Genomic DNA, 26952 nt, shown 5'->3' on the forward strand with positions numbered 1-26952 from the left:
CTCTTTGACGACTTACATGCACTTCTACAAGATATTATTTTTCTTAATTTCAATCTGTTTTTTGTCATGCAACAAAAAGACGTATGAAAAACGCTCCTCCAGCCCTAAATTATTATTTGGTGATGTGGGCACCACGGCTTGGAAACAAAATTGGTTTTTGGATGGTATACAGGCTAAAGTTATAAATACACAAGAAGGCATAGCACTCATTGCCGGACCAAGGTTTGGCAGCGATTCAAGCCATGCGGTCTTATGGACCAAGAAGAGCTTTAAGGGTAATATATGTATTGAATACGACTACACACGGACGGATACGACCACCAGGGGAGTCAATATTTTGTACTTTCATGCAACAGGCAAGGGAGGGAAAGAATTTCCCAAGGATATTTCACTTTGGAACGACAAAAGAACGGTACCGCAAATGTCCTTATACTTTAATAATATGAATGCCTATCATATCAGTTATGCGGCTTTTTCAGCAAAGGAATATTCTGGGGATAACGACTATATTAGATTGCGCATATACAATCCTTCAGATAAAGGCCTTCTAGGCACGGAAGTAAAAGGAGATTATTTTAAGACAGGGCTTTTTAAAACCGATATAACCTATCATGTCAAAGTCTTTAAACACACCGATAAAATCAAAATGCATATTGAAAACAAAAATAATTCCTCAGAATATCTGAACTGTGAATGGGATATTTCAAACCTGCCTTCATACAATGAAGGAAGAATTGGGTTCAGACAAATGTTCACGCGTAAGGCCAGATACAAGAATATTAAAGTTTGGGAGCTAAAATAGGTCAAATGATGTCAAACCCTTATACATCAATATCACTCTATTTTACTATTTTGACCATTAAATTTTAAACATCAGTTCAGTTTTATAATGTAATGTGTTCTATATGTGGACTAAGATAAAAAAATAAAAATCCTAACTAATTGATTTGCAATTGTTATGATTTTTTATTTGTGGTCCCCCTTTTGAGATAATTATTTTAATTTAATTATTTAATTCCATGTTTAAAAGGTCTATCACAGCCTTAGCGCCTTCCCGAATTTCAATTAAATGGTTATAGTTTTTGATAAAATTTAAATGGGCTGTTTCCACGACATTTATAAATAAGTGATTTTCTGATAACGCTTCAATGTTTAAGGGTTTATAAGCGTTATTGCCTTCACTATTTACATTAAAAGCAAAGGTTTCATACATGACAGGTCTAAAAAATGCCATAAGGTTTTGCTGATAATCTTCTATTCGCCTTTGAACCTCTGGATAGTGGTTGTTATATATTTTCAATATACCGGTTTTTTAATTCTGAATTTCTTATAATTTCCATTCCCCTATTTTCAAGTTCTCCATAGGCGTTCAATTCCGGTGAGAACCCTTTACTAATCATTAAGCATCCAAAATGAACATCCAACGAATCATTGTAAATTATATCACCATTCCGTAATTGTTTAATATAATTTATACTCATAAGGTCAGCCTTTAACCTTCCGATATTATAGTTTATTTGATTTTCTGCATCGGATGATAGTGATATTAATAAATTGCTAAGGACTTCTTTTTCTAATACCCTTACTTTTCTCTCCTCATTCCAATTCTTAACCTGTAATGCCAATAGGATACCTATCATTACCAGAAGAATCTTTCCCAGAACATATTTAAGATACTTGCTCGTATTATGACCACGAATTATCGTGTAAGGTAGTTTTCTAAAGATACAGAAATTCTAAATGAAACTTTAAGACTTAAAAAAAGCTTCTTAAACTATTGAAGAGCATACTTTCTTTATTGACGGGGATACTCATTATTAGATTACCAAAGTATCGGGTTCAGATTATAAAATACGATATAAAGAACTCTTTTTAGTTCGTAAAGGTTTCCATCAAATTTGTCACAACCATTCCATCTTCAACTGAACAAGGGTTACTTCTATTTCCTAAAAAATAATGAACTGTTTGTTGTATCATTGGCTGTTGAATATGTGTCGGATTCTTAAATTGAAAAGTGCTATTCCCTTTTTCAGATTTCATAACCAATTCATCCTTATAAAAAGAAAATTCAATACTTCCCTTTTCTCCATAAATGATACATTTATCCCGTTCAAACTGTTTTGGAAAGGCAAAGGACCAAATTCCCCTGAACTGAATGCCATTTTTAAAATTTATGATCCCGTTCACCATATCATCTACCGTATTCATTTTAGACTGGTTAACAGAAATACCTTTGGCCTGATCATACGCACCAAAGAAGTAATACATCAAATCTAATTGATGCGGTGCGATATCATGAAAATACCCCCCTCCGGATACATTCTTATCCAATCGCCATGTTGCTTTGGTATTAAAATTTAAGGGTTGTAAAAATTGCAGGTCTACAGATATTATTGGACCTATCGCTTTAGTACTTAATAATTCTGATATCTTTATGTACATCGGTAAAAACCTTCTGTAATGCGCAACTACCAATTTATACTTAGTGGTTTTTACGGCTGATGCCAATTCCAAAGCCTCATCCGTATGGAGTACCATTGGTTTTTCGATATAGACGTGTTTCCCTTTATTTAGAGCCTTTAAAGCATAGTTTAAATGCCTATTAGGTGGCGTCGCTATATAGACGGCGTCGATATCAGGATGGTTTAATAGTTTCTCGGCATCATCATACCATAAAGGGACGCCGTGTCGTTGCGCAAAATCTTTTGCCAATCCCCCATTTCGACGCATAACCGCCAAAAGTTTAGAGTTTTCACATTTTTGAAATGCGGGTCCGCTTTTAACCTCTGCTACATCACCGCAACCAATAATACCCCAAACAATATTAGTTTTACCCATATATGAATTTTGTGTGTTTCAAATACCTTTTTTATTATACAAATTTAACCCTTTAAAAGGTTGAGGTAACCGTATTTAAAAATAATCAAATTAATGTATGCCTCAGCGAATAATGCCTATTATAACCCTTTGCTGACCCCTTTATTTATGGTTTAAGTATAAATCCTTGTTTAAAATCATAATTAAAGAATAGGAATAAAACCCAAATGTTTCCCACAAAAAGACTACAGCTTAGGTTATAGGGGGACCACCTTAGGCTTCCCGCTTCCGGCGGGACAGGCTGCTCCTCCTGACGCGTTCCACAATATGGTAAGATTAATATTTAAGGGTTATAGTGTTAGCTTAATTAGAATTACACTTTGTAAATTGTAAAAAACAAAAGGATTAAATGGAAAACATTTATAGTAATTATGGAATCGAAATTGTTGTAGGAATGATTATTTCTGTCTTGGTATTTATTTTTCTTAGAGTAATATATTTTGGATATTTCAAAAAAGAATCAGAAAACTAATTTATAATTTATTTTGTGTCACAAAAAAAACCTCAGCTTATATTCAGGCTTCTATCACTTAGTGGTCCACATGTATCTTTACTGTTTACTTTATGCTTATTAATAGTAAATATTATGTTTAGTTTCATAATTTTTAGATTTCAACAAAACGGGAGTCTTTTTTTTGATAAACACCTTGGCAAGTTTACCTGCCTTTGGTAGGTTGGTATTTTAGGAGTTTCTAAACATAGTGCATACAGTGCAGTCGTTTTATGAGGTTGGGAAACAAAAAAAGTCGCTCAATTCATTAAATGGCCGATAATGCTTTATTTGCTAAGCCAAAAAAAACATTGACTTCAATTATGGTTTAAATACTTTATTTAGTCGGTTGCAAGTGAATGGATTTTCGGGTCCGTATCATTATCATCACCTCGGTTAGCTACATATCCAACGGGTCTCAGGCATGCCTGAAGCGGTTTTGTCGGGTCACCAAATCCATCACCGTCCAAATCCTTGTAAAATGTGCTTACTATACCATTATCAGCCTCTAGTGTCTGGTGGGCAGCTCTTAATAATGACAATTCATGAACAGTGTCTTGAGAAATCTCCCAAAACATTACGCCTCCTAGTTTGTCTTTTGCCAATTGTGTTTTATGGACAATTGTATGAATCCCATTATAGAACAAGCTGTCCATTTGATCTACATAAGCATGTTTAGGATTGTCCTTTACTATTTGTCTGTATGTTTTTGATCGAGCGGGATGCGAAAAATCCCATCCATAAAATGGCATGCCTAGCACAATTCGTTCAGAAGGAATCCTTTTTTCATTAATCCAGAATTCTATAGCTTCTTCTGCATAGGAAATGGGGGCATGCGCACCAACATCTTGAGGTCTCCAGGGTCCGGTTTTGTCATATACCATTACATTAATAAAGTCATACGCCTCTATCGATTCCTGACTAACGGATTCATGCAACCAGGTGGCGCCCAAGGCAGATGTTATGCCCTTTCCTTTGGCATGCAGCGCATCCTTTAGTTCAAGAACAAATGGCGTATAGGAATCCCCTATATATGGCAATAAATTGCCTTCAATATCCACATCGACTCCATCCAGATTGTTTTCATCTACATAATCCAATATGTGCTTCACGAAAGTTGGCCTATGCTCCGGTTGCAATTGTGAATTCCAAATTGATGTGTCTGGTTTACCACCTCCGGCTAGGGATATAAACACTTTCACCCCGGCAGCATGACCTTTTTCAACGACCTTTTTGATGTCAACATTGCGACTAAAAATGAGTTCCCCGTTTTTGTTTGGATTCGCAAATGCCAGGTTTAAATGAGTTAGTCTATTGAGTTCGAGATTATCGATTTTATCAAATCCGCCTCCACTTAAATACCCTACAATCTTAAATTCCGTGTTTTCAACATAGGTATCCGGGCCAATACTATATGGCTTTTTGTCTTTTAGATTACATGAGAACAACATCATTAATTGAATCATAATTAAGGACTTTCCGTACCGCTGAATGTGTGTCATAATTTCCATATAAAAAAATTTCAGGTGTCTTTACGTGATTGTTCGATTTAAAATGAATCCAGAACTAGATTGTAAACTATAACAAAATATAAGTATAGTTCCTGTCATTTATGTTGCCAGTCCCAAAACAACCCATACATCTCTCACCAGCCATTTTAATGCATGTTTATAGCCTTCTAAATATACTGAAAATCTGAAAGGTAAGTTCAGAGTATTAAAAAGGCCTAAACCACATCTGTAATTTAGGCCTTGGGTGGTCCCACGGCTCCTGGAAAATGTAGAAATCGCCGGGACATATCTTCCCGAAGTCACCTATCTCGCGGCAATGATTGATTTTGTGAAATCGAAATACAAGGAAGGACTTCTTTGGGAAGAAGCCTTCAAAATTAGAGCTTCCACCGGCAGGGACTCTGATAACCCTACTGCCATATAGAGTGGAATGCTTGGCTTCATCATCGGCAAAAAAGGTGTTCGAATTGCTGATCATGTCGTGATTAAGGTCTTAGACGCACGTATCGATGAGACATCAGATTAGAGGTAAATTCCAGCAGAAAAGAGGTAACCCCTGTGTTTTTATTTTATTAGCCTCCGGTTATGCAATGATCTCAAAAGGGTAATTGTATGGAATCTGTCGTAAAAAAATACTATTTTTGTGGCTTAATTTAAATTCAAGGTATTAGTCTATCCATATCATGCGTAACCTTTTCTCAACTTCATTCCTATCACCCTCTGCTTATCTATCAATTCTGTTTCTGGTACTTGGATTTCAGAATCCAGCTTTAGCACAAGATAAATCCAACCGAACATGGCTGGCAGGAGATCATCATATTCATTCCAGATATAGTGTAGGCTGGAATCGTGAAGTGGATCCTCCTACCCCCATTAAAGGAGGCGATGCCATTTATCCAACTCCCATGAATGCCTTAATGGCTAAGTATTATGGCCTTTCATGGATGGTAACCACCGATCATGGCGGCCCCAATCACAGTAAAGTAAATCTGGAAATGGCTTATCCCGAATTGTTGTATTCCAGAAAAGTTGTACCCGAAGTGATTCAGTTTTATGGGATGGAATTCGATACTCCCGGCGCCGATCACTCCAGTTTAATTATCCCCCATTCGCACGATGAATCCACCCACTTACACAGCATAGAATCTCAATTCAATAAAAGAGAACCTCACCCATCGGATCCAAGTTGGGATACCGAACCAAGAATGCTTGAAGCATTGGCATTCATGAATAAAATGACCACAAAACCGGTGGTTATTGCCAATCACCCTTCCCGATCTGCATTAGATTTAGGCGTGTACGGAAAAGATGATCCTGCCGAACTTAGGGACTGGAATGATACCGCCCCAGACATTGCCGTAGGTATGGCCGGAGCACCTGGTCACCAAGCTGCTGCCTTAAATCCAGACCGTACTTTTCGGGAACGTCCCAGGGGAGGATATGGACAATTTCCTACTATGGGAGGTTTTGATCAGATGACTGCTAAACTGGGCGGATTTTGGGATTCCATGTTGGGCGAAGGTCGCCGTTGGTGGATAACCGCAAACTCCGACTCACATGTGAACTGGCGGGAAGGTGGTAGCGATTTCTGGCCCGGCGAATATTCCAAAACTTATGTCTTTGCCCAAAAAAATCACGACGATATTATAGATGGCATTCGAAATGGCCGCGTTTTTGTAACTCTGGGAGATTTAATCTCAGAGCTTTATGTTCGGGTAGAAGGAGGCCATCATACTGCTGATATTGGAGGCGCAATTCATATTGCCCGTGGAGAAGATGTAACGGTTACCATTCGCTTTAAAGACCCTGACACCCTGAATTCTTGGAAACAAAACCCTGAAGTTACCCGTGTGGATTTGATCATGGGAGAATTAAGAGGGCCGGTTACCAATCGAAATAGTGACAGCAATCCTACCACACAGGTTATTGCACGTTTTACTGAGTCTGACTGGACTGTCAATGGTGCCTATAAGGAGATGACATACACGATTTCGGAGCTGGGTAAGGATAGCTATATCCGTATTAGAGGTACCAATAGTAATGAACTGGAACCTCAAGAAGATAAAAAAGGCGAAAGTCCGTGGGATGAATTATGGTTCTACTCTAATCCTATATTTATTGATGTAGAATGATTGACACAGGGTTATATAATTTTGCAGAGAAAATAAAAAAAGCCTTAGAAGCGCTGTAGTTTCAAGATGAAATTATCTAATATTTTTATTCCACGCCATTTGAATTAAGGTATTCCATGAGGTTTTGATTAATATTCTTGTTATTCTGCTGAATTAATGTAATTCAATATTTAACCATTCCAATAAATATTTTAAGTACAATTAAGAGGGACATCCTTTAAATCCTTAAGGATACCTGTTCTACCCCTCTTTTTAGAAAAAAACCTGGCAAGTTTACCTGCCTTTGGTCGGTTGGCGTTTTAGAGAAAAATGCAATCAATACATACAATGCAGTTATTTATAATGTATAGTTGAGTTTACTGCATAAAAAAGCCATACATATCTGTATGACTTGATTTAACTGGTGGTCCAGCCTTTGACTTCCTCCTTGAAGTGGGATAAACTTCCTATCACAGGCAGGTAAACTCGCTCAAAAAGGGTCAATTATTCCATTTTATCCAATTCCTCCTCTATCGATTTCATTAATTCTTTCGTTCTTTCACTGATAAAATTACAATTTTCAATAGCATCTTTTTTCCAAGATATTCTATCTTTCAAGAAGTATAAGAACTCTTCACTTTCATATCTTTCATTTATTAAATAATATTTATTTCTAATTGGCAGGACATCTCCAGAAAAAAGTGCGAGACCAACATTCTGAATAAGTCTTTCAAAGTGATTGTAATGCACATCGTAAAGTTCAATTATTTCTAATCTCAGTGAATCGGAAGAAATCAGATCTAATCCATACGTTTTCATGGTTTCATAAGAAGAAATCGTTATATTAATTTGTTCCAAAAATCCTATCCCGCTAAAATATTTACTTATACTATCGTGGTAATTTAGATTCGATTCTTTGTATTTAACAATCTGTGATATATTTTCAATATACCTGTTCTGATTACTCATAAATTTATTGAATTCATCGATATTACTTTTCAGATTATCTTTTAACTCAACTAAGGATTTTATTTCCTTCTGCCTTTCTTTTTTATCCTCATTCCAATTGTTAATACTCAAGGCAATCAAAATCCCAACAACAACCAGTATAATCTCACCAATAGCATAAAGCAGATAGTTGCTAAATCTATTCTGAGACAATAGTTGCTGACGTATTTTACGAAAGAATTTAATCAAGGGTTGTTGGTTGACTTTCTAAAGATACAGAAAATCTAAATGAAACTTTAGGACACAAAAAAACCTAAACTACATCTGTAATTTAGCTTCTATCTCATCTTATTTTCCTTTTAAACTCGAATAAAATATAATAAAAGTTAGGAGTTTAAGTTATTCAGTTGTTATATTCTTATAAACCCAAATAATTAAAAATCATGAAAAAATTAAATTTTAAAATTTTATGCCTACTATGTGTTTTTATTTTTAGTTGCTCAAGTAATGATGAAAATGGAGGTATTAATTTAACTATTAGTGCCAGTAATTCAAGTGCTTCTAAACTTAATTCCAGTATTAAAACAGCTAATGCCGAAGTCGTTTTTACCGACTTCAAGATTTCTATAAGGGACGTTGTATTTAAAAACGATGACGACATTAATAGCAGTCTTGATACAGATGAAATTCAATTTAGAGGTCCATACCAAATTGATTTACTGGATAACACAGATGCCTTATCTCAAACCATAGGAAATGCATTTGTCCCTGATGGAAAATATAAAGAAATGCGCTTTAAGTTTCACAAGGATGAGGACCTGCCTACTACGGATGACCTTTTTGATAAATCTATTTATATTGAGGGTACAATAGATGGGGTTCCGTTTGTTTTCTGGCATGATACCAGTGAAAACCTTGATGTTGGCAGAAGTACAGGTGTTCTGGTTCAAGGCAATAAAGTTAACTTTACTGTACAATTTAATATTTCACAATTTTTGAGCTCTCTTAATCAGATTGATTTAAGTCAGGCAACGGATAATAATAATGATGGGTTGATTGAAATTTTCCCTAATGATGAAGATGGAAATCAGGATATCGCTGATGCTTTAAAAGACAATATTAAAATGGCTGCTGATTTGTTAAATTAATTTTTTTATGAAAATAATATTTAAAAAGCCATCTATGTAGGTGGCTTTTTTAGTAACCCAAAAACACCACAAAACCCTTACTATTTCTCGTATGGATTTTTATCTTTTGTCCCCTCTCTTGTTCTTCCAGCTAGCAGATGGACAGGCTACTTAACCAAAAGGGTCTCACTATGTAAAAATTATTTAGTTTTAACAAATCAGATATTCAAGAGGAAAATAGTATTTTTCAAGGTCCTTTTAAAGTTGAATTCAAAACTTTGTTTTGTCCAGTAGGGCCTGACATTTAAGAGTACCCTGTTAATTTTTAATGAATATAATTTAGAAAATTGAAAAATGGCTTAAGTACAGATGAAGTAAAAGAAAGACTCTCCTCTTTCGGCTACAATGAACTGCCTTCTGAAAAACCAAAGAATATTTTTGGAATTGCGATGGAAGTAATTAAAGAGCCTATGTTTTTACTCTTAATTGCCTGTGGTGTACTCTACATAATTTTGGGAGATGTTAATGAAGGGATAATTCTTTTATCTACGATTTTCATTATTATTTTTATTACTTTTTATCAATATCAAAAAACTGAAAAGGCTTTAAATGCACTTAAAAATCTTTCTTCCCCTAGAGCATTGGTCATTCGAGATGGAAAAGAATTTAGAATTGCCGGTCGTGAAGTCGTACCAGATGATATTGTTATTCTAAACGAAGGTGACCGAATTCCAGCCGATGGGGTTTTGTTTGACACTGTAAACCTAACCGTTGATGAATCTATATTGACAGGGGAATCTGTGCCTGTAATTAAATCTTCTCATATAGATCCTTCAAATATCAACGGACACGTTTTTAGCGGTACACTTGTGGTTCAGGGGAAGGGATATTCCAAAATACTTGCTACAGGATTGCACACCAAGTTTGGTGAAATAGGGCGCACTTTACTGAATATTGAAAAACGGGAAACCCGTTTACATAATGAAATGAAATCCTTGATTCGGAATCTGTTCATTTTAGGTGCAATACTAAGTGTAGTTGTTATAATAGCTTTTTATTTGGTAAGAGGCAATTTTATACATTCTTTGTTAAATGGGCTTGCAAATGCAATGGCTATTCTGCCTGAAGAATTTCCAGTGGTACTAACTGTCTTTCTTGCCTTGGGTGCATGGCGTTTATCAAAAATAAATGTATTAACAAGAAAACCATCTGCAATAGAAACACTTGGGTCTGCAACTGTTTTGTGCAGTGATAAAACAGGTACCATTACTCAAAACAAAATGGAGGTTTCTGTCGTGTATAATGGAGACAGCTCATATTTCAAAGATTCATTTTCGGAGAACAAAAACCAAATTCTTGAAATTATTAATTATGCCTATTTGGCCTCACAAGAAAATCCCATTGATCCAATGGAAAAAGCATTCTATAATACACATCAATTATTAAATGAAAATTCAAATACCCCCTATAAATTACTAAAGGAATATTCCTTAAGCAAATCCTTTTTGGCAATGACGAGAGTTTTAAAAAATAAAGCTAATAATGAAACTTTTGTGGCATCAAAAGGCGCTCCGGAAACCATTTTTAAATTATGCCAATTAAATCCTCAAGACACCAAGAAATATCTAAATATTGTAGAATCTTATGCAGAAAAAGGATACAGAGTAATTGCTGTTGCGAATGCAACAATGGAATCAACCGCTTTACCAAATTCCCAAATTGATTTTGAATTTAAATTTCAAGGGTTAATCGGTTTGGAAGATCCCATACGTCCTGAAGTTCCAATAGCTATTCAAGAATGTCATGACGCAGGTGTGAAAGTCATTATGATAACTGGAGATTTTCCCACGACCGCCAAAAGTATTGCCAAACAAATAGGCCTGGGTGTTGATCATAATCTGATTACGGGAAGCGATTTGGATAAATTGAGTGATAACCAACTACAAAAAAGAATTTCTAACATAAGTGTTTTTGCACGAGTCGTTCCAAAACAAAAACTTCGTATTGTAAAAGCACTTCAAGATAATAATGAAATTGTTGCCATGACCGGTGATGGAGTAAATGATGCCCCTGCATTAAAAGCTGCTAACATTGGAATTGCTATGGGTAATAAGGGAACCGATGTAGCCAGAGAGGCCTCATCATTGGTTCTGTTGGATGATAATTTTTCTTCCATTGTTTCTGCAATACGCTTAGGAAGAAAAATCTTTGATAACCTTCAGAAAGCTATGTCATACATTATAGCCATTCATATCCCAATTATAGGACTAACCTTATTGCCTGCTTTTTTCTCCTCATTACCGATTTTATTGATGCCATTACATATTGTGATTTTGGAATTAATAATTGATCCTATTTGCTCTGTAGCCTTTGAAAATGAACAAGAGGAAGAGAATATCATGAAAAGAAAACCAAGGGATCCTCAAGAAAAGTTTTTTGGAAGAAATAAAATATTCGCAAGTGTATTTCAAGGATTACTGCTTCTGGGAATGACAATGACCATTTACTTTCTTTCCATTCATGAGGGACATACCAGTGCAGAAGTCAGAGCAATTGCATTTTCGTCATTGGTTATAGGAAACATATTTTTAATTCTTACCAATCTTTCCAAAACAAGAAACTTTTTTAAAGTTATCACAGAGAAGAATTGGGCAGTATGGATAATTCTCTCCATAGCCATTATTATGTTATTACTGATTATTTCAATCCCATTCTTGCAAAACATTTTCAGCTTTGAATTTCCAGGTCTAAAACATTTCATTTCATCACTAATTGGCTCCAGTTTAATTTTGCTGATTCTGGAAATACTAAAATATTTGAAGAACAGAAAAAAAAGTTTGACTCTATCTTGACTAAAAAACAAAAATGGAAGGCTTCAATACTGTATTACTTAATAACAGGATTAGCCAAATGTTCTGCTGACTTTTATAAAGTCACTATCTGAAGATATAAAATCCCAGAGCATTAAAAAAGCCCGATTAAGTTTGGTCTTAATCAGGCTCAATTGCATGTTCTTTAGTTCCGCATCTGGTTCTGGTGGAGCTGCAATTTGCTGTTTACTTTTCCAGAGATGGAGAAAAATATCATATGCCTTCTACTATCCGTTATTTTTATCCTCCTTTTAGTGGCACATATGGTTGCAGTGTAACGCTATTAAAAACTAACATAGTTGATCTTCATTCTTGAATTACATCTTCTAGTATATTAGTATTTCTTTGGAAAGCGACAGCTTTAGCAGCTTTACCTATAGCAATAGTTGCACCAGACAGTTTTTGCAAATTAGCACCTTCAATGCAATGATTTAACAATAATTGAGCCTCATCGAATGCTATTGAATAATTAGTGTTAGTGATAATTATATTCTGTAAATTTCCTTACGAACAAGACGCATCAATTCCATAGACTTTTCTTCTTTCATCAATTGACGGTAATTTTCTCTATCGAGCTTTTCAACCAAATTCCAAACAGCCTGATTCATACTAATATGTTCATTGAAAAAATCTACCATATCAAAAATACGTGGTGAAGCATCGGCGGTAAAAAACTTATTATAACCAAATTCTTTAGCATAAAAGAAAAATTCTACTGTGTGTAAAAAGTTTCGAGATGCACCAATTAGGTCCCAATCAAAATTCCAGTCATTATCATTGGTATGCAAATAATAGTCAATACCTGACTCTTCACATAATGCAATTGCTTGAGCTGGATTTTCTTTAGCCAATAATGAATGACCAAAATCAATTGTGATACCTGTAGCTGGGTTGTTTACTTCTTTTAATAGCACTATTGACTTTGCACAAGTATCTAGGTTACAGTTTACGCGAGTTTCATTGAATTTGTATTCAATAAACAACGGTATCTCAGGCAAATATTCAGAAGCTTCGGCAACTGAATCTATCATATTTCGCCACGACTTGGGATAATCAACCTGAAACAAATTATCAAATCCATCCGAAAGCGGACAACATGTAACCAAAGGGGCACCTACCTCTTTAGCGTAATCCTTTGCTCTTTTAATTATATCGACCGCTTTTTGTCGAATCTCTTTTTGAGGTCGAGAAATTGCTCCCGGAACAAAAATAGGTTCCTTTTTAATATTTGCATTTACTGCTGCAAATTCTAGTTTATACTTTTCAAGTAATAGCTTCGTTTCAGCAGGCTCTCCTGTTTCATATGGATAAACAATTTCAATACCCTTTACGCCTTCTATCTTATTTACAAATTCTAGGCGTTCTTCAAGATTTGTTGTTTCCTGATAATCAGAAAAACGATCTTGTGTTTTGCCTAAAAAAGCTGTTATTATACTCTGTTTCATATTTTACTTTTATTAAAAATTATTCACTTATTACTGTATCTCTAATAATACTTTTGTCGGTAAACTGATCCAGTAAATCGGTTACTTTTGTAGAAAAGGAATACATTATAGCACCAGCTTTACCAGCTTGAAACCAATGTTTTGTTCCGGCAGGAAGGACAAGTTGCTCTCCTGGTTTTAAAACGATTTCATTTCTAAGCGTATAGCAGTTTTCTTTCCCGTCTACAATAAATCCATGTTTCATATTATCTTCACCCGGAATATAAAAGTATAGCTCTCCACTAATAGCACGTATAATTTCTTCTTTACCTGCATCATCACCAACTGTAGGATGCCAGTGTTCAGGTTCTGTTTGATTTGGTAATAATACCAGTATTTTACCTGCAATTCTATCTGTCTCAAACATAGTTAGAATCTGGATTCCTTCTTTTCGAATATCACTTAATCCAAAATCAACTGCTGTGATCTTCAATTTATCCTGAGGAGTTAAGAATAAACCTGCATCCTCAATCATTTTTAAGGCTTCATCACAAACCTTATTAAATTCTTTTCTTTTAATCATCTACATATATTTTTAAAGGATTATTTGGATTAATTCCTAACCAAATAGGAATCGCTAGAATATTTAATGCTGCAGCCAAGTAAAAGAATGGCAATGCAGAGCCGGTAAAAGACAACATATATGGAAAGGCCAGCGCTGTAAGAAAAGAACCCAAGTTCCCTGCCATATTCATCGTTCCACTAACAACTCCGGAATGTTCTTTGCCCACATCTACGCATGCTGACCAAGATGGACTCAAAGTCATATCAGCTCCAAATACAGCAATAGAAATAAATATAATGGCTGGAATAACTTCATCCATATAAGCACTTGAAATAATACCAACTGCTGCAAGAAAGAATCCAATAATTGCAGGTAGTTTTCTTGATAGGGCCCACTTCTTCTTTTTATAGATATAATCAACCAAAAATCCAGAAGTCCAATTACCCAGAGCCCCACAAATAAGAGGTAGCGAAGTAAACATTCCTGCTTCTAATGTATCCAAACCAAATTTGTCTTTTATATGAGGGAAAAGCCAAGTTAAAGTAAAAAAGAATGTGAAATTACTACTAAAATACTGTCCCATAAGCATCCACATGCTTTTTGAATGGAAAAGCTTGTTCACCGAAACCTTTGATTTTTCATTCTCATCAGCTTTTTGAATATTCTCTTTAATAAATTTTAATTCCCTTTCGCTAATTTTGGGATGATCTTGTGGATTGTCTCTGAACCATACATACCATATTATTGCCCAGAAAACACCAACCGCTCCTAAAACTACAAAGCTCATTCGCCATCCGGTTAAATCTATTAACCACGCTGCGAAAGGAAGCGCAATAGCGGCTCCAATTCTACCTCCAGAAAAGTTAATACCATTTACTATTCCACGTTCATTCAATGGAATCCAATTATAAATTGCCCTTGCCATTGAAGGAAAAGCGCCAGCCTCACCTACTCCAAATATAAATCTTACAAATATGAGTGATACAAAACCAAAAACGGCACCGGTTAGGGCTGTAAATATCGACCATAAAGTGACAACTCCAGCAAGCACCTTACGTGCTCCAAATTTATCAGCCATATATCCTGAAGGAGATTGGAACAATGCATATCCTAATGCAAAAACAGAAAGTACCCACCCCATTTGCTTATCTGAGAGTGATAAATCTGAGGCGATAGGATCCTTAGCAACAGAAATCATTATCCTGTCGAATAAAACTATCATGGCTAATATAAAAGTGTTGAACACCATTATAAAACGCAAAGGTACTTTGAGTTTATTTTTCATAACATATTAAGTATATCTTAACCGAATTCGAGGAAACTTTAGAACCTTCTTGAAATCAATTTCTTTGACTTTTCGAGATGTTCTTTTATTAAATCTTCTGCAAGTTTCGAGTTTTTTTCTTCAATTGCTTCAATTATATCCATATGCTCACTAAGTGTCTCTTGTGGTGACCTAACTAAGCCAATAAGATCAATACAAATTAAAAGATTGCCACGATTAAAAAGTTTGTAGAGGAACTCATTACCGCTTTTTTTTATAATCATTTCATGAAACAAGCTATCAGCCTTTTTATATTTCATGACATCAATATCCTTAGATCCAAGAAAAGGTTTAAACAAATTATATAATTTTTCGATATCTGATTTCACTGAGACTTTTACAAACGTTTTTACCGCCATAGATTCCAATGCAATCCTGCAATCATAAATTTCTAAGACTTCTTTATTAGAGAAGATTTTCACCGCCATTCCTTTACGTGGCAATGACTCTACCAACGATTCTGCCTCAAGCATTTGCAAAGCAGAGCGAAGTGGTGTTCTACTGATTCCTAACTTCTCGGCAAGTTTATCCTGAACTATCTTTTGGCCGAGCTGTAATTTACCAGAAACTATCATATTTTTAACCTTATGATAGGCCTTCACACTTAACTCATCGTTTGATATTTTCATTTGGAATAGTACGTATATTATTGTATTTTCGTATACGGTATACAAAATTATGTTAATTATTTTGCATTTAAAAACTTTCTGAATAATTATTACAAATGGAAAAAACAGCTTTAATAACAGGAGCGACTTCAGGCGTTGGTAAAGCAACCGCAAAAAAACTGGCCGATCATGGTTATAATTTAATTATATGTGGAAGAAGAAAAAACATCTTAGAAGAACTTAAGGAATCTCTTACGCCGAAAACAAAAATACTTCATCTTGCATTTGATCTCAGAAATAGATCTGAAGTTGCAGAAAACATAAATACATTACCAGATGATTGGAAAAACATTGACATATTAATAAATAATGCTGGAAATGCTCATGGCTTAGGAGACATTCATGAAGGTGATATAAATGATTGGGATGCCATGATTGATGGTAACACAAAAGGGCTTCTTTACATTTCAAGATCTGTTATTCCACAGATGGTTAAACGTAAAACAGGTCACATTATAAACGTTAGCTCAATTGCAGGAAAACAAACCTATGTAGGTGGCACGGTTTATTGTGCTTCAAAAAAAGCCGTTGAAGCAATTAGCGAGGGTATGAGGCTAGAACTTACCAAGCATAATATTAAAGTAACCAATATTGCACCAGGTGCCATAGAAACTGAATTTTCTGAAGTGCGTTTTAAAGGAGACAAAAAAAGAGCAGAGAAAATTTACGAGGGGTTTGAACCCCTTATAGCTGAGGATATTGCAGATTTCATATCTTACATCTTGCATCTTCCTGAAAGGGTTAATATTGCAGACGTTACTATTTTGCCTAAGGCACAATCTGCTGTTACAACATTAAACAGATCATGAGTCATTCCCCTAAAACATTTTCTTTTTACAGAATGATATCTTTTCAGAGATTAAATCAACTGAGATCAGCAATAGATAAAGTAAATTTTTAGAAACTCGAAAATTTTAAACGGATGAAAACATTTCTAATACTCCTTTTCACTCCCCTAGCTTTTATCTCTTGCAACAATCAAAAAAATGATCCAAAAGAAAACGGGACGAAGCTATTGGAAGAAAACCTAACATAATGGGATAAATACCTGAACTATAAGCATAGCGACGGTTATGATGGAAGTACTCCAGTTAATGGCACAGGTGGTGTTATTGCCCCCTATTGGTTTGAAGAAAAATGGATATGGTGTATTTAGGATGAATATAATTAATAATGAATCTGTTTTAAGAATTAGAGAAATTTTTGGCTGTATTATAACAAAAAAAGAGAATGATAATTATCGTCTTAAACTGAAAGTAAAAAGGGGTGATGCAGTATATCCACCACGATTAACGAAAGGCAAAGATTCCGAATTATTATACCATTCTTCTGGTGAATACGGAGCTGAGCATTGGCGATCGTGGATGTTTTCTCAAGAGTTTCAAGTAATAAAAGGTCGCACTGGTGATTATTGGACTATTGGACCAACAGCAATGGAAATCAAGGCTATTCCAGACTTATGGATCATGAATACAATTGCAAATGAGAAGTATTCGTTTTTAGAAATCCCAGATGCTGCCAAAGGATATGGTTTTTGCTCTGGAAGAGTCGACTATGAGCGTAGAGAAAGCGAATGGACCACTTTAGAATTAATTTGTTCTGAAGATAAAAGTCTGCATGTTGTTAATGGAGAAGTGGTAATGATTCTTAAGAATTCGCGATATATGTATGGCGGCACCGAAATTACATTGCAAAAAGATAAAATTCAAACTCAATGCGAAGCTGCTGAAGTATTTTAAAAAAATATTGAGATTTCAAGTTTAAAATATCTTCCAGCTGAGCATGCTAAATATTACGAATAATCATTAATAGTTTTCTATGAACCATATTTTTAAAGCATTAGTTTTTTTTCCTCTCATCAGTATTTTATTTCTTGTAAGTTGCAACAACGCAACACCAAGCAATTGGCAATGGGAAACTATCACGACAGTAGGAAAACCAACAGCTCGCCATGAGGCAGGTCTTGTAGCTTATAAAGACCAATTATATTTAATGGGAGGTAGAAGGATTAATCCCACTTCGGTATTTGATCCTGCCACAAATAAATGGACAGAGAAGTCGGCTACGCCTATTGAGTTGCATCATTTTCAGCCCGTAGTTTTGAACGATGCAATTTATTTGATTGGTGCCATGACAGGAACCTGGCCAAACGAAACACCTGTTGATAGGGTTATTATTTATTATCCTGAACGTGATGAATATGTATATGCTGATACTATTCCCGAACATCGAAGAAGAGGTGGAGCTGGTGCTGTGGTTTATAAGAATAAGATCTATTTAGTGGGTGGTATTACAAATGGTCATTTGAATGGCTACAAACCCTGGTTGGATGAATATAATCCCGAAACTGGCGAATGGAAAACATTGGCTGATGCACCGAATGCACGTGATCATTTTCAAGCAGTTGTTGTTGATGGCAAACTTTATGCATTTGCTGGCCGAACCACATCGAAAATAACCGATCAAGATATGAGTTTAACCGTGAGTCATGGCAATATTTATGATTTCAACACGCAAGAATGGGAAGCAGTAACAAATAACTTAGCCATTCCAACCATGAGAGCCGGAAATTTTGCGTTTGGCTGGAACAATTCAATTGTAATTGGAGGGGGCGAAACCGCCGAAAAAGTGGAGGCCCATAATGAGGTGGAAGCATTCAATACCAAAACAAAATTATGGAGTAAATGGCCTTCTTTTAATAAGGGCAGACATGGAACTGGATTTGCCGTAATTGGAAACTTTGTTTATACTGCTTCAGGTTGTGGGAAACATGGAGGAGAACCCGAATTAACGTCAGTTGAACGTTTAGAATTACCTAAAGGAAATCCCGAGCCCATATCAGAAAGATTAGATAGTACACCAGTACATATGCAATGGCACACTATTACCCTTTCTTTCAAAGGGCCTAAAACATCTGAATCAGCTCAAGAAAATCCATTTCTAAACTATAGATTAACTGTTGAATTTAAAAACGGAGAAACGCAACAAACTATACCTGGATTTTTTGCCGCTGATGGAAATGCTTCTGAAACGAGCTCAAACGCTGGTTCGTATTGGCAAGTACGTTTTACCCCCGATAAAATGGGCAAATGGTCTTATTCGGCTAAGCTTAGTCAAGAAGATAACATTGCGCTTAGCGATGATTTAAATGCTGGAAAACCAGTGTCAATATCAGATCCCGATGGAGAGTTTTTGCTGGTAAGATCGGATAAGGAAGGAGATGATTTTAGAGCACACGGACGAATTGAAGCATCTAACGGATATTTTAAATTTCGTGATACCGAAAACTATTGGCTTAAAGCCGGAACGAACAGTCCTGAAAACCTATTGGCATATGTTGATATTGATGGCACCTATCGAATAAAAGCAGAAGCCAGAGATGGAGAAGCAGTAGCACCTACGTATATTCATGCGTATGAACCACACCTCAAAGATTGGAAAACAGGAGATCCAACATGGAAGAATGGAAAAGGGAAATCGCTGATTGGAGCTATCAATTATTTAGCTTCAAAAGGCATGAACGCTGACTATTTCTTAACTCTAAACATTTTGGGCGACGGAAAAGATGTATGGCCTTATGTGAGTCCCGATGATTTTTCCCGTTTTGATGTAAGCAAACTAGATCAATGGGAAATCATATTTGAGTACATGCAATCTAAAGGCATTTTATTGCATGTGGTTTTACAGGAAACAGAAAATGAAACCATGCTCGATAATGGAGATACTGGTCCTAATCGCAAATTATACTTGAGGGAACTTATTGCGAGGTTTGGTCATCATCTTGGCCTGGTATGGAATTTGGGTGAGGAGAATGGACTAACACCATGGGCTCCAGATAATCCTTACCAGGATGATAAACAGCGAAAATCAATGGCCAGGTTCATAAAAGAACATGATCCTTACAACCATCCGGTCGTATTACATACCTTACCTAATGATGATATTAGAAAGGATATTTTAAACAATATGCTGGGATACGAATATGTGGATGGTATTTCCCTTCAGCATGCCGAAAGAGAAACAGCACCTAAAACAGTATCAGACTGGAAAGCAAAATCCGATAGCGTTGGTCACCCATGGCTGATTACGATGGATGAAATTGGGATGTGGTACGATGGTGCCATGACGGATCCCGAAGATCCAAATCATAATACACTTCGGCGTTACGCCCTTTGGGGTGTCTTATTATCTGGAGGAGCCGGTGTTGAATGGTATTTTGGAGCCAAGCATCCACACACGGATTTAACTTCGGAAGACTGGCGACAAAGAGATCGCCTTTGGGAAATCACAAATTACGCAAAGGTATTTTTTAATACCTACCTGCCGTATTGGGAAATGCAACCCGATCATGGTTTAGTAAACTCGAAAGAAGCATATTGCTTACGCAAGCAGGATGAGATTTATGCTATTTATTTGCCAAATTCGAAAACCTATACGCTTGACTTAAAGGCTGCAAAAGGCAAATATAGCATTGAGTGGTTCCATTTACTTGCAGGAGGCGAATTACAGATAGGTTCGGTAAAATCTATAGAAGGAGGTGGAATTCGATCGTTGGGAATTCCTCCAAAAATTAAGAATAATTTACCTAATCAAGATTGGGTGGTATTGATAAAACGGTTATAATTGATATCGAAACAAATCATAATTACGTTTAAAAAATTATAAAAAATGGTGAATTATAAAAACATGGTATCATTTCAAATCAAATACATTCTATTAAGCATCTGCGTTATTGTAATATTCTCTTGTCAGCAAACAACAAAAAATGGGGTGGTTCACGAGGTTGAAATAATTGATCCAATCGTTGATACATCAATTTGGTGGGAAAAGAATAACCTAAGAATGATACAAACCAATTTGCCAGCTGCAGAAGGTGCTTTAAATCCGGACTCATTATTGGTAGATTTACTTGAATATTCGGCAAATACTTTATTGATTAATGCCGGGGGTATCATGGCTTTTTACCCCACAAAACTTCCTTTTCACTATCAAAACCCCTATGTGAAAGATGATATGCTTGGACGTGTTATTTCGCTTTGCCATGCAAATGGAATCCGTGTTATTGTAAGGTTTGATTTTAGCCGAGCTCATGAAAGTTTTCTGGAAGAACATCCCGATTGGTTCTATCTATCTCCACAAGGATCTAGAGCCGACAATTACGGAATGATAGTAACTTCAGTTAACGGTGAATATATGCAAAAACATGCCTTTGAAATTGTTCAGGAAGTAATTGACAATTATCCAATTGATGGTATGTTCATTAATATGTTCGGTTATAAAACAACCGATTATTATCACGGGATTTACCATGGGATCGATCAGAATAAAAACGATAAAAGAAGATTCGAAGAATTCTCAAATGGTATGACACTACCAACCGTTGAAGATTCCGATGATCCTGTTTTTCAAAAGTATGTTGAATTTAAAGAATTCACCACAAATGAATTATTGGAAAGAATGCATAACCTGATTAAATCCCAACGCCCCAATATTGCATTATGTACTTATAATGATGATTTTATTGATATAATGAGACATGAAGCACAGGGGGAATTGCACCATATTCCATATTTCGCATATATCGCATCCGAAAATGTAAATACGGTTGAGGCCACTTTTGATGATAAAATATCCAGTAGTGCGAGTATCCAGCAAATAACATTCGGATCAAGGTATCACGCTGTACCACCTGTTCGGATTCGAAACAGATTGTATCAAAATATTGCTCATGGTTCCGGTTTAGATATTAGCCTTATGGGTGATATGAGAAACTATGAAGATGAAAGAGGATTTGGAGTAATAAAAGAGGTGTATGCCTATCACAAAAATAATGAGAAATATTATGGTGATTTTAAAAGTACTGCACAAATAGCCATTATCAAACAGGATTATTGGCCGGGCGGACCAGAAATGGAAGAAATGCGAGGCATAGAACAGCTCTTAAAAGAAGAACATGTTCAGTTTGATTTAATCCTTAAAAAGTATCTTTCTCTTAGGTTCGATAAATTAAAAGACTACAAGATCATTCTCATTGCACATTTAAATAATTTTAGTGATCGTGAAATCGAAGTCTTAAAAAAGCTAACCGAAGAAGGTGTAAATATTATTGCTACTAATCAATCAATGGCAGACAATCCTGAGGCATTAAAAGAATTATTTGGAGCAACAGTGATTGAGAAAGAACTTGATGCTTTCAAGTACTACTTGCAATTAAAAGATCAGGATATTCTAAAACGTCAGGATAAGCTTCAACAGGCATTTTTGAAGTGTAATTTCATGAAATGCGAATTTGACGAGAAATGCCAACTTTTCCTTCCCTTACTTGACAAAGGCAGAGAAGGTCCGCCGGAAATGATTGGAGGACATGTGCCCACAGGGTGGTATGGCATAAGTATATTGGATAGAAACAGCGCAAAAACAGTTTATATTCCATGGGAAATTGGAAGAATGTACTACCAGTATGGCTTTTTTGCCCATAGAGATATATTGCTTGATGTGATTGATTTTATTAATCCAGAAATTAGGCAAGATTTCAAAACAAGCGCTCCTCCTCAGGTAGAAATAACTTTTAACAAATTCAGATATAATTCATTCGCAACAGATTCGTATAATAAATACATCATTAATTTGATCAACTTGTCGGGATTTAATGGCCGAAGCTATTTTGAGCCTTTAGAAATAAATAATATCAACTTTGAAATTAAAGTGGATTTAAAACCGGAAAAAGTATATGGTTTAAAGTCGGGAAAAACCATAAAATTTGAGGGTGACTCAATAATTAAATTTACCTTAGATAGCCTTCGGGATTTTGAAGCAATAGTAATTGAATAAAACAAGAGTAAATGACAAATATACCAAAGCTATTGTGTGCATTCATAATTCTAATATTCTTTTCATGTGGAAATAATAAAACAATTCACATCACTTTTAACCAAGGTTCTTCGGTGCTAAGTTACGGAGTATCGAAACTTGAAGAACATGCTCAAGAATCGGGATTTGTGGTTCGGAAAAATGTTCTTGACAAGGTAAACGAAGAAATAATTATTATCACTAAAAACGATACGATTAACCCTAAACTGGAAGGTTTCCGCCAAGAAAGTATTTCAAATATAAAAGATGACGGATATAAAATTATTAGAAACGAGGATCAAATTTATATTATCGGGAACTCTGAACAGGGATGCTTATATGGTTTATTCGATTTGATAGAGCAGATAGGAATAGATTGTGATATTTCTAAAGTTAAGGCCAAACAAATAAATCCTACTATCGCGTTTAGGGCAGTAAAAATAAATTTACCGTGGTCACCATACCGACCAGGTCCAACAAATGATGTGCACATAGAAACTTGCAAGGACTTAAAATTTTGGGAAGCATTTTTAGACATGCTCGTAAAAAACAGGTTCAATGCGGTGAGTCTGTGGAATAACCACCCTTTCCCCTATATGATTCGGGCAAAGAATTATCCCAAAGCCACTCCATTTAAAGACGATGAGCTTGCGAAATGGAAAGATTTTTACAAAACCCTTTTTAAAATGGCTAAAGAAAGGGGGCTCGAAACCTATCTTGTTAATTGGAACATTGTAGTATCGCCCGAATTTGCAGAAAATTATGGAGCAAAAGAATATTTTGACCGATCAGAATTGGTGAAAAAATACACGAGAGAATCGGTAACGCAATTGCTCAACGAATATGAAGATCTGACAGGATTTGGAACTACACTGGCAGACTGGATGGGAAATTGGGGCGATGAAAAAATGACGCCGCAGGAACGTGAAGACTGGGTAAAAGAAACCATAGTAAAAGGCATTAAAAATGCAGACAGAAAAGTAAAGTTCATTCATAGAGCCGTTCTATCAGGTAACCCAAAATTGATGAGAGAAGTTATTGATTATGCTAATCTTCCCGAAAAAACCATAGTAGAGATAAAATTTAACTGGTCGCATGGACACTCAACACCTAAACTTTCATTAACCCATGCCAATGACGACGGTACCGTTATGAGTGGGTTTTGGAATCCAAAACCTGAGAATTTTTTTATCGCCTGGATGGTACGAAATGAGGATTTTTTTGTATTACGCTGGGGTGATCATGAATTTATCAGAAACCATATTAATATGAATAAAAAAGATTATGTTCAAGGATATTTCATTGGTTCCGAGGGCTATATTCCGGCAAAAGATTATTCTCATCTTGAACCTCATCCTCAAAAAACATGGGATTATGCTTTTGAAAAACAGTGGATGTTTTATCACCTATGGGGACGATTACTTTTTGACCCCAATGAAAAGGAACGTACCCTTGCCAAAGAGATTAAAAAAAGATATCCGGCCATTGATGTGATTTCTTTCTTAAAAGCATATTCACTGGCCTCAAAGGTTCCTTTGAATATTGCCACATTTTACAAAGGCACATGGGATTTCACATTATATAGCGAGGGCTTTTTAGCCCCCTGGCAACCTGATATTGAAGATGGAAGATCATCATTTATTTCACTTCGGGAGTTAATTGATCAGGAAACATTGGATAAAAAGCACATGAATATCGGGGACTACGTTATGAAAGTTCATGGAAATATTCCAATAGACAAGGAAATGATAACTCCTATTGAGCTTGCAGAAACAACCAAAAGCAACTGCGCTAAATCATTAGGGATCATCGCAAGTCTTGAAAAACAGAGTAACAACCCTACACTCCAATCCGAAATTGAGGATCTTAAAACCTGGTGCTATCTTGGATATTATTTTGCGGAAAAAATTCACGCAGGCATTGAATTGAAAACTTATTTATTATCTGCTGATGTAAACGACAAGGAAGCGGCACTGAAACATGCAAAGAAAGCATTACAGCATTGGAAAAAAATTGTGGAACTAACAGAAACCAGATATCAAAGAATGCCTTATGTAATGATGACGCATCCTGAGAACAGGTGGCCTAATTTTAGAGGTTTTCATTGGAAAGATTACTTGAAAGAGGTTGAGTATGATATTGAATATATAAAGAGTATTTAGCATGATATGTAAATTCAATGTTACTCCATAAATAAACAAAGGGATACCATATACAATACAAAACATTTGGGGTTCGGTAGTTTGCGTTGAAACTTCTCAACCTTTTTTTGCAATATAAAGACACGCTACGAACACCCAACCATTTCATATGGTTAAACTTTATAACCAATTGCTGTTATAAATTCACGAATATATTTTGCAATAGACATTTAACCTAATTCAAAGGAATATATCTGTTATAGATATCTTCAGCTATCATCTTTTTCCATTTAGCATAGTTCTTTTCCCAAACCAACTTGAATTTCTCATACTCATGCACCTTATCATATGTCTCTTGATCGGGCCAGGTGGATTCGAAAATGTACTTGTATTGTCCTTCGTGGCTTCTAGCTTCTTTCCAAAAATGGTAACGGATGTTTTGATACCCTAATTCTGCAACTACCCTATTGAAATCATCTGCAATTGCAATAAATTCAGCTTCATCTTCAACAGATATTATATTTATGAGGTGAACAGTTTTGTAACCCACTATGGTGCTATTTTCTTTTTTACTCATTTCTTGCCCCAAAACTCTAGCTGGGATAGCAATTATGAACACAACAGCTATGATATTGAACTTAATGAATTTTGCCATTATACTTTTTTTATTATCGAATACAGAAAAATGAATATATACAATATAGATAAAATTTTTAATAGTTACCTTTTTTCAGCATAGTTTACTGCGCAGTAAATGAATATAATATTAGAACTATTCAGTAACAGTTAGATTATCTTGACATAAGAACAACTAAGATTAATAAAGATACCGTGAACACTAACAAACTTTAAATCAAAAAATGGTTTACTTGATTATTAAGATAAGGTAAATAAAAGCTTATCGGGGATAAAACCATATAATTATAATTACTATTTTTAGACTTAAACTAAGGTCGTTGTTGTTTTGTTAAATCTGATTTACCTAGGGAAAATCCTCAGACATAAAACCGCAACTATTCTTATACGAACCACTAGATCGAATTAAATACAACCTTTAGGATATGAAATATCAATTTAGACATAGGAAGATATTACTGCCAATTGCATTTGCCATAATTTGTGCTTGTACCACCAAAAAAAGTGATGAATTTAAGTATAATCCAAAAGAAATCATAGATCTAGGAACTGTTGTCACTGAAGACCTTCCAGAAAAGATTTGGGGGAAAGCTTTAATGAATCAATTGGGGTTTGAGAAAAATAATGAGTTTGACATTCGAGAATGGGAGTTTAAGACAAAAGATGGTAAAGTAACTGGATCAAATGCTTATTACACTTTATTCAATCATGGTGGTCCACACATCGATGCCCCTAATCATATTGATGTTGGAGGTGGACTGGATTCATATTCCATCGATAACTTTATAGGCCCACTTAAAGTTTTTGACGTATCTAAATTTTCAAATGGAAGAACTATAACCAAAGAGATTTTTCAAGATAAAGTAATTCCAGGAGATGTTGTATTAATTTTTACTGGTTATTCCCCACCTAAGTCCAAAGATGAACTTCCCACAACAATTACATTAACTTATAAAGCATCGGAATATTTAGCCAAACTACCGATTCGTGCTTTTGGAACTGACGCCCTTAGTGTAGCTAGTTTAACAGATACAACATCTGTAGTCGCTGAGACAGACATTATACGAGCCGCTCCAATTCATCATTCCTTTTTGTCAAGAGGCATACCTGTATATGAACAATTATTTAATATTGAACAACTTCTAGACAAAAGCAATATGATTTTTTGTGGTGTACCAATAAATATCAAAAATGGTGATGGAATATTAGTGAGACCAGTGGCAATAGTCTTAAAATGAGATGTAACGAACAATAAAACATAGATCTAACACCGCATATTATTTATTACCAGTTCTAGCCTATTTATGAAAATACTTGCCGTTTTTCTTCTAGGTTTTTATTCACTAAATTAAGTGCTCAAACACATGACAAACCATACACCAAAAGTTGTCCTTCATTATGACCAACCACT

21 protein-coding genes are annotated in these 26952 nt (G+C 35.4%); 11 read left to right on the plus strand and 10 right to left on the minus strand.

Annotated elements, in window-relative coordinates; genetic code table 11:
- The first annotated feature begins 61 nt into the window (after positions 1 to 61).
- Positions 62 to 802 (plus strand): DUF1961 family protein, encoded by a 741-nt coding sequence (locus MR054_RS07690; protein WP_242157291.1) that lies wholly within the window; start codon positions 62 to 64, stop codon positions 800 to 802.
- Positions 803 to 1003: 201 nt separating this feature from the next.
- On the opposite strand, the gene MR054_RS07695 is transcribed toward MR054_RS07690, so the two are convergent.
- From MR054_RS07695 to MR054_RS07710, 4 genes are all read right to left on the minus strand, one after another.
- A complete protein-coding gene (locus MR054_RS07695) occupies positions 1004 to 1300 on the minus strand; it encodes a hypothetical protein (protein WP_242157292.1) in 297 nt (98 codons plus the stop codon).
- Complete coding sequence (locus MR054_RS07700) at positions 1287 to 1640, minus strand: hypothetical protein (protein WP_242157293.1); 354 nt, start codon at positions 1638 to 1640, stop codon at positions 1287 to 1289. Before MR054_RS07700 ends, MR054_RS07695 begins: the two co-directional genes overlap by 14 nt.
- A gap of 232 nt (positions 1641 to 1872) precedes the next feature.
- Positions 1873 to 2838, minus strand: a complete 966-nt coding sequence (locus tag MR054_RS07705; RefSeq protein ID WP_242157294.1) for a Gfo/Idh/MocA family protein — start codon at positions 2836 to 2838, stop codon at positions 1873 to 1875.
- Positions 2839 to 3708: 870 nt separating this feature from the next.
- On the minus strand, positions 3709 to 4869 hold the full coding sequence (locus tag MR054_RS07710) for a glycosyl hydrolase family 18 protein (protein WP_242157296.1): 1161 nt from the start codon (positions 4867 to 4869) through the stop codon (positions 3709 to 3711).
- 253 nt (positions 4870 to 5122) lie between these two features.
- On the opposite strand from MR054_RS07710, the gene MR054_RS07715 reads away from it, so the two are divergent.
- Together MR054_RS07715 and MR054_RS07720 are read left to right on the plus strand one after the other, a co-directional pair.
- Positions 5123 to 5302, plus strand: coding sequence for a hypothetical protein (locus MR054_RS07715; RefSeq protein ID WP_242157297.1), 180 nt, complete (start codon positions 5123 to 5125; stop codon positions 5300 to 5302).
- 259 nt (positions 5303 to 5561) lie between these two features.
- Positions 5562 to 7010, plus strand: a complete 1449-nt coding sequence (locus tag MR054_RS07720; RefSeq protein WP_242157298.1) for a CehA/McbA family metallohydrolase domain-containing protein — start codon at positions 5562 to 5564, stop codon at positions 7008 to 7010.
- Between the two features lie 483 nt (positions 7011 to 7493).
- Here MR054_RS07720 and MR054_RS07725 read toward each other — a convergent pair whose 3' ends face one another.
- Positions 7494 to 8150 carry a DUF6090 family protein gene (locus MR054_RS07725; RefSeq protein ID WP_242157299.1) on the minus strand — a complete coding sequence of 219 codons (657 nt, stop codon included), beginning with the start codon at positions 8148 to 8150 and terminating at the stop codon, positions 7494 to 7496.
- A gap of 230 nt (positions 8151 to 8380) precedes the next feature.
- Between MR054_RS07725 and MR054_RS07730 the strand changes: the two genes are divergently transcribed.
- Entirely contained in the window at positions 8381 to 9085 is a 705-nt protein-coding gene (locus MR054_RS07730) for a DUF4382 domain-containing protein (protein WP_242157300.1), read from the plus strand.
- Between the two features lie 326 nt (positions 9086 to 9411).
- Positions 9412 to 11916, plus strand: coding sequence for a cation-translocating P-type ATPase (locus tag MR054_RS07735; RefSeq protein ID WP_242157301.1), 2505 nt, complete (start codon positions 9412 to 9414; stop codon positions 11914 to 11916).
- Positions 11917 to 12419: 503 nt separating this feature from the next.
- On the opposite strand, the gene MR054_RS07740 is transcribed toward MR054_RS07735, so the two are convergent.
- From MR054_RS07740 to MR054_RS07755, 4 genes are read right to left on the minus strand one after another with little or no spacing between them, the layout of a single operon-like run.
- Entirely contained in the window at positions 12420 to 13379 is a 960-nt protein-coding gene (locus tag MR054_RS07740) for a sugar phosphate isomerase/epimerase family protein (RefSeq protein WP_242157302.1), read from the minus strand.
- Between the two features lie 19 nt (positions 13380 to 13398).
- Positions 13399 to 13941, minus strand: coding sequence for a D-lyxose/D-mannose family sugar isomerase (locus MR054_RS07745; RefSeq protein ID WP_242157303.1), 543 nt, complete (start codon positions 13939 to 13941; stop codon positions 13399 to 13401).
- Positions 13934 to 15208 (minus strand): MFS transporter, encoded by a 1275-nt coding sequence (locus MR054_RS07750; protein ID WP_242157305.1) that lies wholly within the window; start codon positions 15206 to 15208, stop codon positions 13934 to 13936. The genes MR054_RS07745 and MR054_RS07750 overlap by 8 nt, the downstream gene beginning before the upstream one ends.
- A gap of 38 nt (positions 15209 to 15246) precedes the next feature.
- The gene (locus MR054_RS07755; protein ID WP_242157307.1) at positions 15247 to 15876 is read right to left on the minus strand and encodes a GntR family transcriptional regulator; all 630 of its coding nucleotides are present in this window, start codon (positions 15874 to 15876) and stop codon (positions 15247 to 15249) included.
- A 95-nt stretch (positions 15877 to 15971) separates the two neighbouring features.
- Between MR054_RS07755 and MR054_RS07760 the strand changes: the two genes are divergently transcribed.
- The 5 genes from MR054_RS07760 (at position 15972) to MR054_RS07780 (ending at position 24926) form a co-directional block, all read left to right on the plus strand.
- Positions 15972 to 16724, plus strand: coding sequence for an SDR family NAD(P)-dependent oxidoreductase (locus tag MR054_RS07760; protein WP_242157309.1), 753 nt, complete (start codon positions 15972 to 15974; stop codon positions 16722 to 16724).
- Positions 16725 to 16988: 264 nt separating this feature from the next.
- Positions 16989 to 17654 carry a 3-keto-alpha-glucoside-1,2-lyase-like domain-containing protein gene (locus MR054_RS07765; RefSeq protein WP_242157311.1) on the plus strand — a complete coding sequence of 222 codons (666 nt, stop codon included), beginning with the start codon at positions 16989 to 16991 and terminating at the stop codon, positions 17652 to 17654.
- Positions 17655 to 17733: 79 nt separating this feature from the next.
- Positions 17734 to 20538 carry a Kelch repeat-containing protein gene (locus MR054_RS07770; protein ID WP_242157313.1) on the plus strand — a complete coding sequence of 935 codons (2805 nt, stop codon included), beginning with the start codon at positions 17734 to 17736 and terminating at the stop codon, positions 20536 to 20538.
- Between the two features lie 45 nt (positions 20539 to 20583).
- Positions 20584 to 22746, plus strand: a complete 2163-nt coding sequence (locus MR054_RS07775) for a family 10 glycosylhydrolase (protein ID WP_242157315.1) — start codon at positions 20584 to 20586, stop codon at positions 22744 to 22746.
- An 11-nt stretch (positions 22747 to 22757) separates the two neighbouring features.
- Positions 22758 to 24926, plus strand: a complete 2169-nt coding sequence (locus MR054_RS07780) for a hypothetical protein (RefSeq protein ID WP_242157316.1) — start codon at positions 22758 to 22760, stop codon at positions 24924 to 24926.
- A 214-nt stretch (positions 24927 to 25140) separates the two neighbouring features.
- On the opposite strand, the gene MR054_RS07785 is transcribed toward MR054_RS07780, so the two are convergent.
- Positions 25141 to 25560 (minus strand): hypothetical protein, encoded by a 420-nt coding sequence (locus tag MR054_RS07785; protein WP_242157317.1) that lies wholly within the window; start codon positions 25558 to 25560, stop codon positions 25141 to 25143.
- Between the two features lie 406 nt (positions 25561 to 25966).
- Between MR054_RS07785 and MR054_RS07790 the strand changes: the two genes are divergently transcribed.
- Positions 25967 to 26779 carry a cyclase family protein gene (locus MR054_RS07790; RefSeq protein ID WP_242083533.1) on the plus strand — a complete coding sequence of 271 codons (813 nt, stop codon included), beginning with the start codon at positions 25967 to 25969 and terminating at the stop codon, positions 26777 to 26779.
- The last annotated feature ends 173 nt before the right edge of the window (positions 26780 to 26952 follow it).

Source organism: Aestuariivivens sediminis, from assembly GCF_022662105.1.
Lineage (GTDB): Bacteria > Bacteroidota > Bacteroidia > Flavobacteriales > Flavobacteriaceae > Aestuariivivens > Aestuariivivens sediminis.

Coding starts and splice junctions, on each gene's coding strand:
- MR054_RS07700 (WP_242157293.1), bottom strand. CDS start 1,640: ATGATAGGTATCCTATTGGCATTACAGGTTAAGAATTGGAATGAGGAG.
- MR054_RS07705 (WP_242157294.1), bottom strand. CDS start 2,838: ATGGGTAAAACTAATATTGTTTGGGGTATTATTGGTTGCGGTGATGTA.
- MR054_RS07710 (WP_242157296.1), bottom strand. CDS start 4,869: ATGACACACATTCAGCGGTACGGAAAGTCCTTAATTATGATTCAATTA.
- MR054_RS07720 (WP_242157298.1), top strand. CDS start 5,562: ATGCGTAACCTTTTCTCAACTTCATTCCTATCACCCTCTGCTTATCTA.
- MR054_RS07730 (WP_242157300.1), top strand. CDS start 8,381: ATGAAAAAATTAAATTTTAAAATTTTATGCCTACTATGTGTTTTTATT.
- MR054_RS07740 (WP_242157302.1), bottom strand. CDS start 13,379: ATGAAACAGAGTATAATAACAGCTTTTTTAGGCAAAACACAAGATCGT.
- MR054_RS07745 (WP_242157303.1), bottom strand. CDS start 13,941: ATGATTAAAAGAAAAGAATTTAATAAGGTTTGTGATGAAGCCTTAAAA.
- MR054_RS07750 (WP_242157305.1), bottom strand. CDS start 15,208: ATGAAAAATAAACTCAAAGTACCTTTGCGTTTTATAATGGTGTTCAAC.
- MR054_RS07755 (WP_242157307.1), bottom strand. CDS start 15,876: ATGAAAATATCAAACGATGAGTTAAGTGTGAAGGCCTATCATAAGGTT.
- MR054_RS07760 (WP_242157309.1), top strand. CDS start 15,972: ATGGAAAAAACAGCTTTAATAACAGGAGCGACTTCAGGCGTTGGTAAA.
- MR054_RS07765 (WP_242157311.1), top strand. CDS start 16,989: ATGATGGAAGTACTCCAGTTAATGGCACAGGTGGTGTTATTGCCCCCT.
- MR054_RS07770 (WP_242157313.1), top strand. CDS start 17,734: ATGAACCATATTTTTAAAGCATTAGTTTTTTTTCCTCTCATCAGTATT.
- MR054_RS07775 (WP_242157315.1), top strand. CDS start 20,584: ATGGTGAATTATAAAAACATGGTATCATTTCAAATCAAATACATTCTA.
- MR054_RS07780 (WP_242157316.1), top strand. CDS start 22,758: ATGACAAATATACCAAAGCTATTGTGTGCATTCATAATTCTAATATTC.
- MR054_RS07785 (WP_242157317.1), bottom strand. CDS start 25,560: ATGGCAAAATTCATTAAGTTCAATATCATAGCTGTTGTGTTCATAATT.
- MR054_RS07790 (WP_242083533.1), top strand. CDS start 25,967: ATGAAATATCAATTTAGACATAGGAAGATATTACTGCCAATTGCATTT.